We start from the raw sequence: 14,077 nt of genomic DNA, 5'->3' as shown, positions 1-14,077 counted from the left end.
GTTACGCCGAGATGAAAAAGGCTGTCAACTTTTAAACTGTGGCAGATAAAAGATGCTCGGATTGTTCAATTCGACGCCAGACAATGAGCCCGTGTCGAGAAGGCGGCATACCCCGCACCGCCTCCGTCTCGCTTACCGATCGTCGTCGGGCAGATAGGCAATCGCCCTAACCGGAAAGCCCGGCGCACCGGCAAAATTGGGAAAGCTGACCTGAATATACGCCCCTACTGCAGGCACCTGATCCAGATTGTTCATCACCTCAACCTGCCAGGCGTTGTGGTCGAGCACGTAGAATTCGCCAATCAGTCCGTTGTTGCGACGAAAATCCACGGCGGCGTCGGTGTCCAGCGTTTCGTGACCATGACGCTGTTCGAACAGAAAGCGCAATGCCTCAATGGACCAACCCGGCGTGTGGCTATTGCCTTCGGCATCGTTGTTGGCAAAGGCCTGCACATCCGGCCAACGTCGGCTCCAACCACTGGCGAATGCCACAAAGCAACCCGCAGGGATCTGCCCATATTGTTGCTCGAAATCCACAATATCCTGCACGCTGAGACGGTAGTCTGCATCAAGCGCCACCGCCTCTTGTTTGTGGATCACGCGAAGCGGCAGCAGCAACTCCTTGTTGGCAAGGCCATCCAGACAGCGTTTGCCCAGAGAAAAATGAGCAGGCGCATCGATGTGCGTACCGGTCTGGGTCACAAAGGTCAGTTGCTGGGCAAAAAAGCCATCCTGCTCAACCGTATACAGCGTGTTACGCTGCACGCCGGGAAAAGCGCTAACTAAAGATAGGAATAGATTCCGTTACGCTGTGCGTCAGGTCCACCCATTTTTTGCCGCGCAGAGCGGTTATTATCTCGTCTAACGTCATCCCGGTTGATCTCCTTTTTTACCTTGATACACGGCGGCTTTGCTGCCTGAGTTATACCGTCTCCAACCGCGCGTAGGCTGCGACCAGCCACTTGATGCCTTGTCCCTGGAAAGCGACCTGCAAACGGCAATGCTCACCGCTGCCTTCCAGATTAATGATGGTGCCTTCGCCAAATTTGGCATGACGGACGCGCTGGCCCAACGCGTAACCGCTGTCACTCTGGCTCACCGGCGTACCCAACCGCTGGTGGTTGACTGGACGAGAGACGCTGGCACGCAGGCGGACTTCCTCCACGCACTCGACAGGTAGCTCACCGACAAAACGCGATGGGCGATGATAGGTTTCTTTACCGTACAAACGCCGGTTTTCTGCATAGGTCAGGGTCAGCTTCTGCATGGCGCGCGTCACGCCAACATAAGCCAAACGGCGCTCTTCTTCGAGGCGTCCGCCCTCATCCAGCGACATCTGGCTCGGGAACATCCCCTCTTCCATGCCAACGATAAACACCTGAGGGAATTCCAGCCCTTTGGCGGAGTGGAGCGTCATCAATTGCACCGCATCCTGATAAGCATCGGCCTGCCCTTCACCTGCTTCCAACGCGGCGTGAGAGAGAAATGCCTGCAACGGCATCAGGTCCATATCCTCTTCCTGATAGCTGAACTGGCGCGTCGCGGTCACCAGTTCCTCCAGGTTTTCTACCCGGGCCTGCCCTTTCTCGCCGTTTTCCTGCTCGTACATCTGCCACAGGCCGGAATCTTTGATGACACGATCGGTTTGCACGTGCAGTGGCAAATCAGCAGTTTCATAGGCCAGTGCTTCCACCAGCTCCAGGAAGCGTTGTAACGCAGATGCGGCACGCCCTGCCAGCGCTTTCTCCTGCAACAACGTGCGGCTCGATTGCCACAGCGTCACCTGCCGGTCGCGCGCTGTCTGACGCACTACGTCCAGGGTCCGATCGCCGATACCGCGTGTCGGGGTATTCACCACGCGCTCGAAAGCCGCATCATCATTACGGTTGGCAATCAGGCGTAAATAGGCAAGCGCGTCTTTGATTTCCTGACGCTCGAAGAAGCGCATACCGCCATAAATACGATACGGCATGCTCTGTTGCAGCAAGGCTTCTTCCAGCACGCGCGATTGGGCGTTGCTGCGATACAGGATGGCATTGTCCTTGAGTGCGCCACCATTTTCTTGCCACACTTTGATGCGGTTAACCACAAAACGCGCTTCATCGAGCTCGTTAAAGGCGCAGTAAAGAGAGATCGGCTCACCCTGCGCATCTTCTGTCCACAGATTCTTACCCAACCGCCCACCGTTATGCGCAATCAGCGCATTGGCCGCGGTAAGAATATTGCCGGTAGAGCGATAGTTCTGTTCCAGACGGATGGTTTCGGCTTTGGGGAAGTCATTCAAAAACAGCTGGATATTTTCTATCTGCGCCCCACGCCAGCCATAAATTGACTGATCGTCATCACCCACGATCATGACACTGGCACTGTCTCCCGCCAGCATGCGGATCCAGGCATACTGAATACGGTTGGTATCCTGAAATTCGTCCACCAGAATATTGGTGAAGCGTTCGCGGTAGTGATTGAGAATATGGGGTTTGTTCAGCCACAGCTCGTGAGCGCGCAGTAACAGCTCGGCAAAATCCACCAGCCCGGCGCGATCGCACGCTTCCTGATAGGCCTGATACATCTTAAGCCAGGTCTGCTCGACGGGATTGCCATAACTTTCGATATGTTGCGGGAGCAGCCCTTCGTCTTTCTTACCGTTGATGTACCACATCGCCTGACGCGGTGGCCACTGCTTCTCATCCAGATTCAGCGCCCGAATCAAGCGTTTGAGTAGACGCAGTTGATCTTCGCTGTCCAGGATCTGAAAATCCTGCGGCAAACCGGCATCAAGATGATGCGCGCGCAGCAGGCGGTGCGCCAGACCGTGGAAGGTGCCGATCCATATGCCGCCCTGGCTGGTGCCAATCAAATGCTCGATGCGATGACGCATTTCCGCCGCCGCTTTGTTGGTGAAGGTCACCGCCATGATGGAATAGGGCGAGCATTGCTCAACCGACATCAACCAGGCGATACGATGCACCAGCACGCGCGTTTTGCCGCTCCCGGCACCCGCCAGCACCAAAAGGTTTCCACGCGGCGCGGCAACCACATCGCGCTGTTTATTGTTCAGGTCATCAAGAAGTTCAGAAATGTCCATCGGTACAGTCATCCGTTAACAGACAAGCAGTAACCCCAGGGGCACTTACTTAACTGGTTATTTATACAGCTAAATTAGCAGAATTATAGCAGTGTAGTGAGCAATGCCAACCGGGAAATTTCGACGTGCGGCAATAACCGCGCATCCTCAATCTGCATCAGGTTACCCGCGTGCAGGTTAATCCAGCAGGCCTGCAATCCGTTGCGCACTGCGCGGCCACGTCGGTGGTCAAGTCGTCCCCCACATGCAGAATCTGCCCCGGTGCCACACCCAGCGCTTGCGCCGCCCGATGATACATATCACCGAAAGGTTTGGCGCGACCATCCGGTCCAGCGCGCAAGATAAACCGAAAGTAGCGATCCAGCCCGAAGCGGCTGGGATCGGCATTGCCATTAGTGATAGCAACCAGCGGCCAGCGCTGGGACAAGGCATGCAGCGTATCGTGCGTTTCTTGCGTAGGGGTAATCTGGCTGCGCCAGTGGGCAAAGTGCGCCATCGCCTGCTGCGCACCGCTGCTGGCCGTTGCCGCATCGAGCCCCGCCTCAAGCAGCAATTGCTCTACCGCCCGGCGATGCCACTCCGTAACATCATGGTATATCTCTGGCTCCTGCTCACGCAGTGTCTCGCGAACGCGCTGCAAATCGGCTGACTGCACCGCGTTCAGTGCCGGGTGGAATGCTTGCAGAAAACGCACCGATTCCACCTGTGTGCGCCGAATCACTTCACGGTCATCGTATAACGTATCGTCTAAATCAAACGTCATGGCCGCAATCGGCGCCAGTGGACGGTAAAAATGCATCATGTCTTCCCTCGTTTGGCGCGCGGGTGCGCGGCATCGTACACCGTCGCCAAATGCTGAAAATCCAAATGGGTATAAATTTGCGTGGTAGAAAGATTGGCATGCCCCAGCAGTTCCTGCACGGCACGAAGCTCGCCGCTCGATTCCAGCATATGGGTGGCAAAAGAGTGACGTAGCTTATGGGGATGGACGTGGCAGTTCAGCCCCTGCTTAATGCCCCACTCGGCAAAACGCTTTTGCACGTTGCGCATCGAAATGCGTTTCCCCTGTCGGGTAATGAAGATGGCATCATCTTCCGGGCCAAACAACTCACGCCGCTCCAGCCACTCACGCAACCAGTGCACGGCGGTACGACCCAGCGGCAGTTTGCGCTCTTTGCTGCCCTTACCCACCACCCACACTTCGCCGCCGTCCAAATCAACGTGACGACACTCCATGCCGACCAGTTCGGCTAAACGCAAGCCAGCGCCGTACATCACTTCCAGCATGGCGCGATCGCGCACCGCAAGCGGATCGTTAAGATCGATTTCCAACAGGCGGTTCACTTCATCCACATCCATGTTTTTCGGCAAATGCCGACCCGCTTTGGGCGCAGAAATACCGCGCGCCGGATTGGCAGTTAACACCCCTTGCGCCACCTGCCAATCAAGAAAACTGCGCAGTGCGGAAAGGCGCAGCGCCAGGCTGGCCGCTTGCAACCCACCGCGTTTGCTGCGCGCGGCCACCGAACGCACTCCCGCCGCATCGAGAGTGCGCCAGTCGGTAATGCCCATTTCATCGAGCATGGCAGCAATGGCCCCCAGTTGGCGGCAATAGTTTTTCTGCGTCAGCGGGCTAAGCTGGAGTTCTGCCTTCAGATAACGTAAAAACACCGCGACCGACGTCAACAATGGCGAAGGCAGCGCAGCCTGGTCGGGTTCGCTCATACCCGTTCAACCCAGCGCGCCAGCATATCCGGCAGCAGGTTGGCCAGGTGTTGCAGCAGCACGGTACCCATGCCGTCTTGATAGTGATGACTGTCGCGGCTGCTGAAAATTACCACGCCCAGCGATTCGTGTTCTCCCAGCAGCGACAGCGCCACGGAACCCACCTGCCGCGCCTGCGGTAACAGTAATAGCAACTCCGGCCCGTTCAGGCTGCCAAGATAGTGGCTGCTGGCGCGCAAACGCTGTATGCGCAGCGGTTCAAATAGCGAACGAGAGAGCGCCAAATGGGTAAACCGCGAGGGCGCGCTGATGCGCCATTTGTCGCTGAACAGGCGGATATCCGCCCTGGCCAATCCCTGCTGACGCGCCCAGCGTTGCAGACGTTCCAGCAAGTCATGCAGACCATTGGCCGATGACAAATCGGTTTGTAGCGCCAGCAGACGACGGAACAGCACTTCATTGCCGCGCGCCTGCTCCATCAGCAAGGTAATCTCTTCTTCCAGTTGCGCAATCTGATGCCGCTGACGCGCCAACTGCCATTCGACCAGTGATACCGTCCCCCGCACCGGGTGCGGGATGTGCATTTGCTCGACCTGACGCGCATTACGGATAAAGAAATCAGGATTCTGTTGCAGGAACTGCAAAATCAGTTCGTCACTCAGTGCGTTCTGGCGTTCTGCCTGTTCCTCGACATGCTTCATAAATGAATAAATCCATCATAAACATGGGTGGCAGGACCGGTCATATACAGCGGATGGCCGACCCCTTTCCAATGGATATCCAGATCGCCCCCCGGCAACGAGACGCGAACCTCATCCGCCAACAGCCCTTGCTGAATGCCCACCGCAACTGCGGCGCAGGCACCGCTGCCGCAGGCCTGCGTTTCGCCAGCACCGCGCTCATACACCCGCAGGCGTATGTGGCTACGATCGACAACCTTCATAAACCCGACGTTGACACGCTCAGGAAAACGCTCGTGGCTTTCCAGCACCGGGCCCAGTGTTTCAACATTGGCCGAATTAACATCTTCAACCTGAATCACGCAGTGGGGGTTACCCATCGACACCACGCCACACAGCACCGAATGATCGTTGGCGCGCAGAATATAGGTTTTCTCCGCCTTGGCAGCCCGGAACGGCACGCGCTGCGGTTCAAAATCCGGCTCGCCCATATTCACCCGCACCAGTTCGTCATCGGTAACGCTGAGCACCATCCGTCCGGTATGGGTACTGACCGCAATATCGCGTTTGTTGGTCAACCCCTTGATGCGCACGAAACGCGCAAAACAGCGTGCACCGTTACCGCACTGGGCCACTTCGCTGCCATCTGCATTGAAAATGCGATAATGAAAATCCAGCTCAGGATCGTATGGCGGCTCGACCACCAGCAATTGCTCAAACCCTACCCCACGATGGCGATCCGACAAACGGCGAATCAGCTCCGGCGAGAAATAGACATTTTGTGTAACGGCATCGACAACCATAAAATCATTGCCCAAACCGTGCATTTTAGCGAACTGCATTATTCTGACTCCGCTGATGTAACCGGGCGCGGTAATAGTTATCGTGACCTGTTATTCGTTATAGAAATGCAACCGTGCCGTTTACGGACGCATCGACGGTTTTTGATGCGTGTTTTTCTGTGAGTCTGTGGTGTTGGTCGGTTCGCCATTTGGCATGTAAAGCGGCCCTTTCAGCCCGCAACCCACCAATCCCAGCAGCGTCAGCGCCAGAGAAAATGAACGAAATACCTGCTTCATGTCATTAAGACCTGTCAATCATCTATGCATGCTCTCTATAATCGCAGGTGGATCATGAAAAGCAATAGGAATCGAAAATGAACGACAGTGAGTTTCATCAATTAGCGGATGCGTTAATGTTGACGATCGAAGAAGCATTGGACGACTTCGACAGTGATGCCGACATCGATTACGAAACCAACGGCGGCGTCATGACACTGAGTTTCGAGAACGGCAGCAAGATTGTTATCAACCGCCAGGAGCCGCTGCATCAGGTATGGCTAGCCACCAAAGCCGGTGGTTACCACTTTACTTATCAGAATGAGCAGTGGGTCTGCGATCGCAGCGGTGAGCCCTTTTTTGCCCTGCTGGCGCAGGCGTGCAGTGCGCAATCAGGTGAGGGTGTCTCTTTCGGCTACTAAGGAGAGAAGGCGCTCTGTTGTCACCAAGGACAACCAGAGCGCTAAAGCATATGCAGCCGCTGTTTGACCGCAGGCGAGGCACCTTCTTTGCTCGGCGATATGTTTAAATGAGATAGCGTCGTACTGCGAAAAGGAATCACCTGCGCCCGTCCCTCCAACTGCACTATCTGGTAGAACTGCGGCAGGTTGAAGTTGATAAAGCTGGAACCGTAGGTAAAGCGGTCATGAGACGACGAGTAAAAATGGCTCACGTCACGCACCAGCTCTTCCTTGCTGCCTTCACAGTGGTGATAGACTTCAACGCGGTTCGATTCATCCAGAATAAAGATATTGAATCCCTGCTCTTCGGGCAGATCTTCAAAGAAGAACTGAATGATCCCCTCGCTGGCTACGCCATCGATCACCGCAGGCAGGTGGATATGGTTGGTCTCCACTTGCGTGGGCAACCCTTGCAGTTTGTTGTTGGAAATCGCGCCGTAGAACTCCACCGCGTTTTCCAGCTTTTGCACCGATACGCTCAGGCGTTCGAAGAACAGACCCCAGGTCTGCCCTGCCACTTTTACCGCTTTAAAACGGCCCGGCTCTTGTCGAGTGCTGGACAGGCGCAGTTCGATGCACTCGGAAACCAACTGCTGCACGCGCGTACGAATCAAACCGCGCAGGTGCTGGCTGTAGCAGAATACTTCCAGCGATTCCGGCAGCGCCGCGTCCTGATGCATTTTACCCAAAATGGTTTTCAGCGCTTCCAGCACCGACTGTTCGCCATTGAAATGCAGGGTACGCACTTCGTTCCATGAGTTGCGGTACAGCAGGTCAATGCTGCCCACCAGACACTGCTGTTGCTCACCGAAGCTGAACACATCCAGATGGCGGAAATCAAAGTGCACCACCTGATTGCGGAACGCTGTGGTGGGATCGTGTTCCAGATTAACGATAATCGCCAGATGACGGATTTCACACGGGCTGTACAGCGCTTTAGGCGTCGGTGCCGGCAAACGTAGCGGGAAGTGGCAAGAAACGTCATCCACCAGCTCGCGCAGGCGCGCGATATCAACCTGTTCGCTGCCTTTAATGTGCAGACGCGTATTCGGCGTCAACAGTCCGTTGAAATAGGCCCACGCCACCAGCTTGTTCAGGTAGCGGTTATATTCCAGCGGCTGATGGCTGATGATGGCATCCATGGAGGGTGCCTGATTGTACAGATACCAGCCGGAGCGATTAGCACGCCCGGTCGGAACGTAGATAAAGGTCAGATCCCCTTCGGACAAATCCGGTGAAATCTGCGGGTTGAGCAGCGTCACTTTTCCCGGCAAGGCTTCAAAGGCCGCGTACAGCTTACGCGTCAGAACGCCGATATCCTGCGGGCTGGCGCTGACGCTCAGGTTATTGCGTCGCGCAAAGCGGATCAGGTTGCGATAGGTTTGCATCATCGCGTCGAGCAACTCATTGTGCGCTTCACGCACGCGCTCGATTTTCCAGTTGGCGCGGTTATCCAGCATGGCAAGGTGTTCGCTGCCCCAGCCCCACTCTTGCACCAACTGGCTTAAGATCTGCCGCCGCCAGCCTACACAGGCTTTTTCGCGTGACAGTTTTTCGCAGACTTTCAGATAAAAACAACGCCGCGCCAGATCGAGGCGCGTCGGGTCTTCAATTTGCGTGAGATATTCGGTCACCCGATCCAACATCATACAATAGGGATCGAGCCCAAGCGCGACGATCTCCCCTTTGTGCAGTCGGGCTTTGATATCCATCGACAGCAAGCGTGTGTCCGGGTATTGCCAGGAGTAAGCTTCCAGCAACAGGGTTTTCAATACCGCTTTGTAGGGAGAGTCGATGCTTTTATACAACTGCCACAGGCTGGCACCGAAATACTCTTCTGCCGAGAGCAAGCTCAAGCCGCCCAGATCCAGCCACTCGTTGGGTGCAAGCGCACCCTGCGCATAGAGCGACAGGACATACTCGTCGTAGTGTTCTTCTTCAACCGGCACCATATGCCACAGCAGGCGTTTGCCCGCCATGCGCACCGCAGTGCGGTAAAACTCATCCAGCAGCAGGATATGCTGCGTCGAACCGCAGTCTTCACCGCCCAGGCTGCCGCTCTCATTGTGACGAAAACGGTTTTCGTCAATCAGGAAGAAGCTGACATCCACCCCTTGCGCCGCCGCCCATTGCTCCAACAGGGTACATTTCTGCTGTAAACGCTGGTGCTCTTCGTGGTCCAGCCAGGATTGATGGCACACCCAGATATCCAGATCGGAAGAGCAACTCTGACCGATGGAGGAGGTGCTACCCATGGAGTAGACGCCGGTGATAGGCAATTCACCCTGCGAATTGATGGCAGGGATCTCTCCCCAGCGCAGCTCAATGCTGTCGATGTAACGCTGTTGGTTTTCATCAGGCGTGAAAGTGCACACACCGTGCGGAACCTTGCCTTCAAGGTAGCCCGGCATGAGCGGATGATGGTGGTGCAATAATACGGGCAGAAGGCGATAAACCTGCTGAAAAGCGGGTTTCATTGCTTCCAGAGCGCGGTCAACTCGCAATTGGTTGATCGCGTCCAGTCTCTGCTTCAAAGTCTCGATGTAGAAGTACAAGACGGTCCGCCTGATTATCCCAGTGCCTAGAAAAAACCCCGTGCTCCAAACTCATCAGCAATAGAATTAGAGGAGTGACTGATAAGATAGTGCTAGAAACGTGATCAATTTAACACCTTGCTCATTGAGCGTAAAGAAACTAAAGAAAGTTAGACACTATTGGCTTACTTTCTCTTATTGCTCCGCATTCTCTGGCATGATTACGCCGCTATCCTCTCACCTTATGGTGAAAACGCGCATCTTCCCGTCGCTATGCAGCACCTTCAGCGCCGGAACGCTGACACCTGTGCGTCTCAGTGATACGATGGCGCTAAATGATAAAAACGGTATTAAGCATGGTAGACAACACCCTTAGAATTGCCACCCGACAAAGCCCGCTAGCCCTGTGGCAAGCACAATATGTTCAACAGCGCTTGCAAGAGCACTACCCGGACTTACAGGTTGAACTGGTTCCCATGGTCACGCGCGGCGACATTATTCTGGATACGCCGCTGGCCAAAGTGGGCGGTAAAGGGTTGTTTGTTAAAGAGCTGGAACGCGCTTTGCTGGAACACCGCGCCGATATCGCCGTGCACTCGATGAAAGATGTTCCGGTGTCATTCCCTGATGGTCTTGGCTTGTACACCATTTGTGAACGCGAAGATCCGCGTGATGCCTTTGTCTCAAACCACTATGCCAGCGTGGACGATCTCCTGCTCGGTAGCTGTGTCGGCACCTCCAGCCTGCGCCGCCAGTGCCAGCTGCGCGCCCACCGTCCCGATCTGGTTATCCGCGATTTGCGTGGCAACGTCGGCACCCGCTTGAGCAAGCTGGATAACGGCGACTATGACGCCATCATTCTGGCCGTTGCCGGGCTGTCACGGCTAAATCTGGCGGAGCGCATCCGCACACCGCTCACGCCGGAAGAGTCGCTGCCCGCCGTTGGACAGGGTGCCATTGGCATCGAATGCCGGGAAAATGACGCTCGCGTGCGCGGGCTGCTGGCACCGCTCAATCACGCACAAACCTCCTGCCGCGTTCTTGCTGAACGAGCCATGAACCTTCGCCTCGACGGCGGTTGCCAGGTACCGATTGGCAGCTATGCCGAACTGAACGCAGGGCAACTCTGGCTGCGAGCCTTGGTCGGCGCACCGGATGGCAGCAAGATGATTCGCGGCGAGCGCATCGGCCCCGCCAGCGATGCGGAGCGCATGGGCATCGATCTGGCCAAAGAACTCCTGGCTAATGGCGCACACGCCATTCTGCACGCCGTCTATCAAGGCGCAGGTTCATCATGACCATTCTGGTGACCCGCCCGTCACCTGCGGGGGAGGCGCTGGTTGAACGGCTGCGCAAGCTCGGCCACCCGGCCTGCCACAGCCCGCTGATTGATTTTTCCCCCGGCAGTGGATTACCTTCCCTGCCTGCACGGCTGGCGGCGCTGCGCGATGGCGACATGGTCTTCGCGCTGTCACAACATGCCGTGCACTATGCTTCCGCCACACTCAATCAAGCAAATTTACGCTGGCCCACCGCCCCCATCTATTACGCCATCGGACGCACGACCGCGCTGGCGCTGCATCAGGCGGCATCCCGCGCCGTTGCCTTTCCGTCAGAGCGGGAAACCAGCGAAATGCTGCTACAACTACCAGAATTACAAAATATTAGCGGCAAAAACGCGCTATTATTACGAGGGAATGGCGGCAGAGAACTGCTGGCAACAACGCTCGCAGAACGTGGCGCGCGAGTCAGTTATTGTGAATGTTATCAGCGCAGCCCGGTCTATTATGATGGGCCGGAACAGAGCAGACATTGGCAGCAACTGGGTATCGATCGTTTGGTGATAACCAGCGGCGATATGCTGCACCAGCTGTATGCGCTGGTGCCAAATTATTATCGCGAATCCTGGCTGCTCCACTGCCAGGTTATCGTTGTAAGCGAACGGTTGGCGTCAGAAGCACGTCAGCTTGGCTGGCGTGACGTGCTCATCGCAGACAATGCCGATAACGACGCGCTTGTGCGTCTGCTGTCGTGACTGCACGGCCAACCGTACAACAAACCAGACCATGGGATGACCCATTATGACGGAACACCATACCCCTTCAACCCCATCGGAAACGGTGACAGAACGCCCTGACGCGACATTTTCACAATCCAACGCTGCGTCACAGGATACGCCGCGCCAGGACAATGCGGGAAATGGCCGTGTGCTGGGCGGGCTTGCCATTGTTATCGCCCTGCTGCTGAGTGGGGGCGTGTATTACCTCGGGCAGCAGCAAGAGAAGCAAAACGCCGCATCCATGGCACAGCTAAAGGGTGAGTTGACGGCGCTACAGCAGCAGTATCAACAGGAAAAAACGGCGTGGCAGGCCTCGCAAGCGCAACAAAAACAGTGGCAGGACAGCACCACGCACCAGTTGAGCGTGGTCACGCGTGAATCCGGTGAGCTCAGCCAAAAACTGGCGGCACTCTCCAATCACGACACCAGCACCTGGCTGCTGGCACAGGCGGATTTTCTGGTCAAGCTGGCCGGACACAAGCTCTGGAGTGATAAAGATGTGCTGACCGCAGGCGCGCTCCTGAAAAGCGCCGATGGCACTTTGGCCGACATGAACGACCCTAGCCTGCTCGAGCTGCGCCGCGCTATTGCCAATGATATCAGCGCGCTGGCATCAGTCGGCCAGGTGGATTTCGATGGCATCATTCTGCGAGTGAATCAATTAACCGATCAGGTCGACAATCTCCGTCTGGCCGATAACACTCAGGAAGATGACGCGCCGATGGATGAAACCGATGGCGAGCTTTCAGCCACACTCAGCGAATGGCGACAGAATCTGAGTAAAAGCTGGCACAATTTTATGTCCGATTTTATTACCATTCGCCGTCGCGACAGCAATGCAGAACCGCTGCTGGCACCAAATCAGGATTTCTACCTGCGTGAAAACATTCGTGCGCGCCTGCTGACCGCCGCACAAGCCGTGCCGCGCCATCAGAACGAGACCTATAAACAGTCGCTGGAGGCGGTATCCACCTGGGTTCGCGCCTATTTCGATACCAGCGATCTTGGTACTAAAGCCTTTTTGGAGCAGGTTGACAGCTTGAGCCAGCAACCCGTCTCTCTTGATGTTCCGACTACGCTGCAAAGCCAGCCGTTGCTGGAAAAATTGATGCAAACGCGAGTGCGTAATTTGCTGGCGCAATCGCCTGCACAGCAACAGGAGGGCTGATCATGCTGAAAGTGCTGTTCTTGTTCCTGATCCTTATTGCTGGCGTAGTGCTTGGCCCGATGCTCGCCGGGCGTCAGGGTTACGTGTTGATACAAACCGACACCTACAATATCGAAACCAGCGTTACAGGGCTGGCGATCATGCTGGTGCTGCTATTAATCATGCTGTTTGCATTGGAATGGCTGTTACGTCGTGTTTTTCGTACCGGCGCACGCACACGGGGTTGGTTCCTGGGCCGTAAACGCACGCGCGCCAGAAAACAGACCAAAGCAGCCCTACTTAAACTGGCCGAAGGCGATTATCTGCAGGTTGAAAAACTGATGACGCGCAATGCCGATCACGCGGAACAGCCGGTGGTTAACTACCTGCTGGCTGCTGAAGCGGCACAGCAGCGCGGCGACGAGTTCCACACCCGACAGTATCTTGAGCGGGCGGCTGAAATGGCCGACACCGATCAGCTACCGGTAGACATTACCCGCGTGCGTATCCAACTGGCTCGTAATGAGGACCACGCCGCACGCCATGGCGTCGATCGTCTGCTGGAATACGCACCGCGCCACCCTGAAGTATTGCGTCTGGCTGAACTGGCATTCCAGCGTACCCACGCCTACGGTGAACTGTTGGATATTCTGCCAGCCATGCGCAAAACCCAAATCCGCACCGAGGAGGAGTTGGAAGCTTTGCGCCAATCCGCCCTGCTCGGTCTGATGGAACAGGCGATGGCGGAAGGTAGCAGTGAAGGTCTGAAGCAGTGGTGGAAGGAACAAAGCCGTAAGGTGCGGCAAGACTTGCCGTTACAAGTGGCCATGGCGGAGCACCTGATTGCGTGTGATGATCACCAAACCGCTCAGCAGATCGTCATTGACGGCTTGAAGCGCCACTACGATGAGCGTCTGGTACTGCTGATGCCGCGTCTGGCTGCCGGTGAACCTGCCCCGTTGGAAAAACTGTTATGCCAGTTGCTTAAACAACATGGGGACAATGCGCTACTGCACAGTACGCTGGGACAGTTAATGCTGAAACAAGGGGAATGGCAGCAAGCGAGCGATGCGTTTGCCGCCGCGTTGGCGCTGCGTCCGGATGCCTTCGATTATGCCTGGCGTGCCGATGCCTTTGATCACCTGCGACAGCCGGAAGAAGCGGCTCAGATGCGTCGTGAAGGGCTATTGCTAACGCTGCAAGCGCCGCAAAACTGATACATCCCACCGACTGGTGTGCCACTTTACCTTGGGCACACTAGCATACTGACCGCACAGAGATGCATTCTCGTGTGTCTGTTGATACACCGACAGTGCGTGAAGGGTAGA

11 protein-coding genes and 2 pseudogenes are annotated in these 14,077 nt (G+C 55.9%); 5 read left to right on the top strand and 8 right to left on the bottom strand.

What is annotated here, in order from left to right; genetic code table 11:
• Window positions 1-132: 132 nt before the first annotated feature.
• From ACMZI0_RS19005 to lptM, 7 genes and pseudogenes are all read right to left on the bottom strand, one after another.
• A pseudogene (locus tag ACMZI0_RS19005) lies at window positions 133-871 on the bottom strand (cyclase family protein).
• A 51-nt stretch (window positions 872-922) separates the two neighbouring features.
• Complete coding sequence (uvrD, locus tag ACMZI0_RS19000; protein ID WP_415674128.1) at window positions 923-3,085, bottom strand: DNA helicase II; 2,163 nt, start codon at window positions 3,083-3,085, stop codon at window positions 923-925.
• Between the two features lie 83 nt (window positions 3,086-3,168).
• Window positions 3,169-3,884 (bottom strand): annotated as a pseudogene (yigB, locus tag ACMZI0_RS18995) (5-amino-6-(5-phospho-D-ribitylamino)uracil phosphatase YigB).
• Window positions 3,884-4,810, bottom strand: coding sequence for a tyrosine recombinase XerC (gene xerC / locus ACMZI0_RS18990; protein WP_415674127.1), 927 nt, complete (start codon window positions 4,808-4,810; stop codon window positions 3,884-3,886). Before xerC ends, yigB begins: the two are co-directional and overlap by 1 nt.
• Window positions 4,807-5,511, bottom strand: a complete 705-nt coding sequence (locus ACMZI0_RS18985) for a DUF484 domain-containing protein (protein ID WP_415674126.1) — start codon at window positions 5,509-5,511, stop codon at window positions 4,807-4,809. Before ACMZI0_RS18985 ends, xerC begins: the two co-directional genes overlap by 4 nt.
• Window positions 5,508-6,332 carry a diaminopimelate epimerase gene (gene dapF / locus ACMZI0_RS18980; protein WP_415674125.1) on the bottom strand — a complete coding sequence of 275 codons (825 nt, stop codon included), beginning with the start codon at window positions 6,330-6,332 and terminating at the stop codon, window positions 5,508-5,510. The genes ACMZI0_RS18985 and dapF overlap by 4 nt, the downstream gene beginning before the upstream one ends.
• Before the next feature lie 81 nt (window positions 6,333-6,413).
• A complete protein-coding gene (lptM, locus tag ACMZI0_RS18975) occupies window positions 6,414-6,569 on the bottom strand; it encodes an LPS translocon maturation chaperone LptM (RefSeq protein WP_415674124.1) in 156 nt (51 codons plus the stop codon).
• Between the two features lie 77 nt (window positions 6,570-6,646).
• Between lptM and cyaY the strand changes: the two genes are divergently transcribed.
• The gene (gene cyaY, locus ACMZI0_RS18970) at window positions 6,647-6,970 is read left to right on the top strand and encodes an iron donor protein CyaY (RefSeq protein WP_415674123.1); all 324 of its coding nucleotides are present in this window, start codon (window positions 6,647-6,649) and stop codon (window positions 6,968-6,970) included.
• A gap of 41 nt (window positions 6,971-7,011) precedes the next feature.
• Here cyaY and ACMZI0_RS18965 read toward each other — a convergent pair whose 3' ends face one another.
• Window positions 7,012-9,564 carry a class I adenylate cyclase gene (locus tag ACMZI0_RS18965; protein ID WP_415674122.1) on the bottom strand — a complete coding sequence of 851 codons (2,553 nt, stop codon included), beginning with the start codon at window positions 9,562-9,564 and terminating at the stop codon, window positions 7,012-7,014.
• A 335-nt stretch (window positions 9,565-9,899) separates the two neighbouring features.
• On the opposite strand from ACMZI0_RS18965, the gene hemC reads away from it, so the two are divergent.
• The 4 genes from hemC to hemY are packed head-to-tail and all read left to right on the top strand — an operon-like array spanning window position 9,900 to window position 13,966.
• A complete protein-coding gene (gene hemC / locus ACMZI0_RS18960) occupies window positions 9,900-10,841 on the top strand; it encodes a hydroxymethylbilane synthase (RefSeq protein WP_415674121.1) in 942 nt (313 codons plus the stop codon).
• Window positions 10,838-11,578, top strand: a complete 741-nt coding sequence (gene hemD / locus ACMZI0_RS18955; protein ID WP_415674120.1) for a uroporphyrinogen-III synthase — start codon at window positions 10,838-10,840, stop codon at window positions 11,576-11,578. The genes hemC and hemD overlap by 4 nt, the downstream gene beginning before the upstream one ends.
• A 46-nt stretch (window positions 11,579-11,624) precedes the next feature.
• Window positions 11,625-12,770 carry a uroporphyrinogen-III C-methyltransferase gene (hemX, locus tag ACMZI0_RS18950; RefSeq protein ID WP_415674119.1) on the top strand — a complete coding sequence of 382 codons (1,146 nt, stop codon included), beginning with the start codon at window positions 11,625-11,627 and terminating at the stop codon, window positions 12,768-12,770.
• A gap of 2 nt (window positions 12,771-12,772) precedes the next feature.
• Window positions 12,773-13,966 carry a protoheme IX biogenesis protein HemY gene (hemY, locus tag ACMZI0_RS18945; protein WP_415674118.1) on the top strand — a complete coding sequence of 398 codons (1,194 nt, stop codon included), beginning with the start codon at window positions 12,773-12,775 and terminating at the stop codon, window positions 13,964-13,966.
• Window positions 13,967-14,077: the final 111 nt, after the last annotated feature.

The sequence above is a fragment of the Symbiopectobacterium sp. genome, assembly GCF_047692315.1.
In the GTDB taxonomy this organism is placed as follows: Bacteria; Pseudomonadota; Gammaproteobacteria; order Enterobacterales; family Enterobacteriaceae; genus Symbiopectobacterium.
The sequence above is the reverse complement of the archived record's forward strand: the minus strand, read 5'-3'. Positions and strand labels throughout refer to the sequence as shown.

Bases quoted from the DNA above. Each gene is read 5' to 3' on its own strand.
- uvrD (WP_415674128.1), bottom strand. From the start codon at position 3,085: ATGGACATTTCTGAACTTCTTGATGACCTGAACAATAAACAGCGCGAT.
- xerC (WP_415674127.1), bottom strand. From the start codon at position 4,810: ATGAGCGAACCCGACCAGGCTGCGCTGCCTTCGCCATTGTTGACGTCG.
- ACMZI0_RS18985 (WP_415674126.1), bottom strand. From the start codon at position 5,511: ATGAAGCATGTCGAGGAACAGGCAGAACGCCAGAACGCACTGAGTGAC.
- dapF (WP_415674125.1), bottom strand. From the start codon at position 6,332: ATGCAGTTCGCTAAAATGCACGGTTTGGGCAATGATTTTATGGTTGTC.
- lptM (WP_415674124.1), bottom strand. From the start codon at position 6,569: ATGAAGCAGGTATTTCGTTCATTTTCTCTGGCGCTGACGCTGCTGGGA.
- cyaY (WP_415674123.1), top strand. From the start codon at position 6,647: ATGAACGACAGTGAGTTTCATCAATTAGCGGATGCGTTAATGTTGACG.
- hemC (WP_415674121.1), top strand. From the start codon at position 9,900: ATGGTAGACAACACCCTTAGAATTGCCACCCGACAAAGCCCGCTAGCC.
- hemD (WP_415674120.1), top strand. From the start codon at position 10,838: ATGACCATTCTGGTGACCCGCCCGTCACCTGCGGGGGAGGCGCTGGTT.
- hemX (WP_415674119.1), top strand. From the start codon at position 11,625: ATGACGGAACACCATACCCCTTCAACCCCATCGGAAACGGTGACAGAA.
- hemY (WP_415674118.1), top strand. From the start codon at position 12,773: ATGCTGAAAGTGCTGTTCTTGTTCCTGATCCTTATTGCTGGCGTAGTG.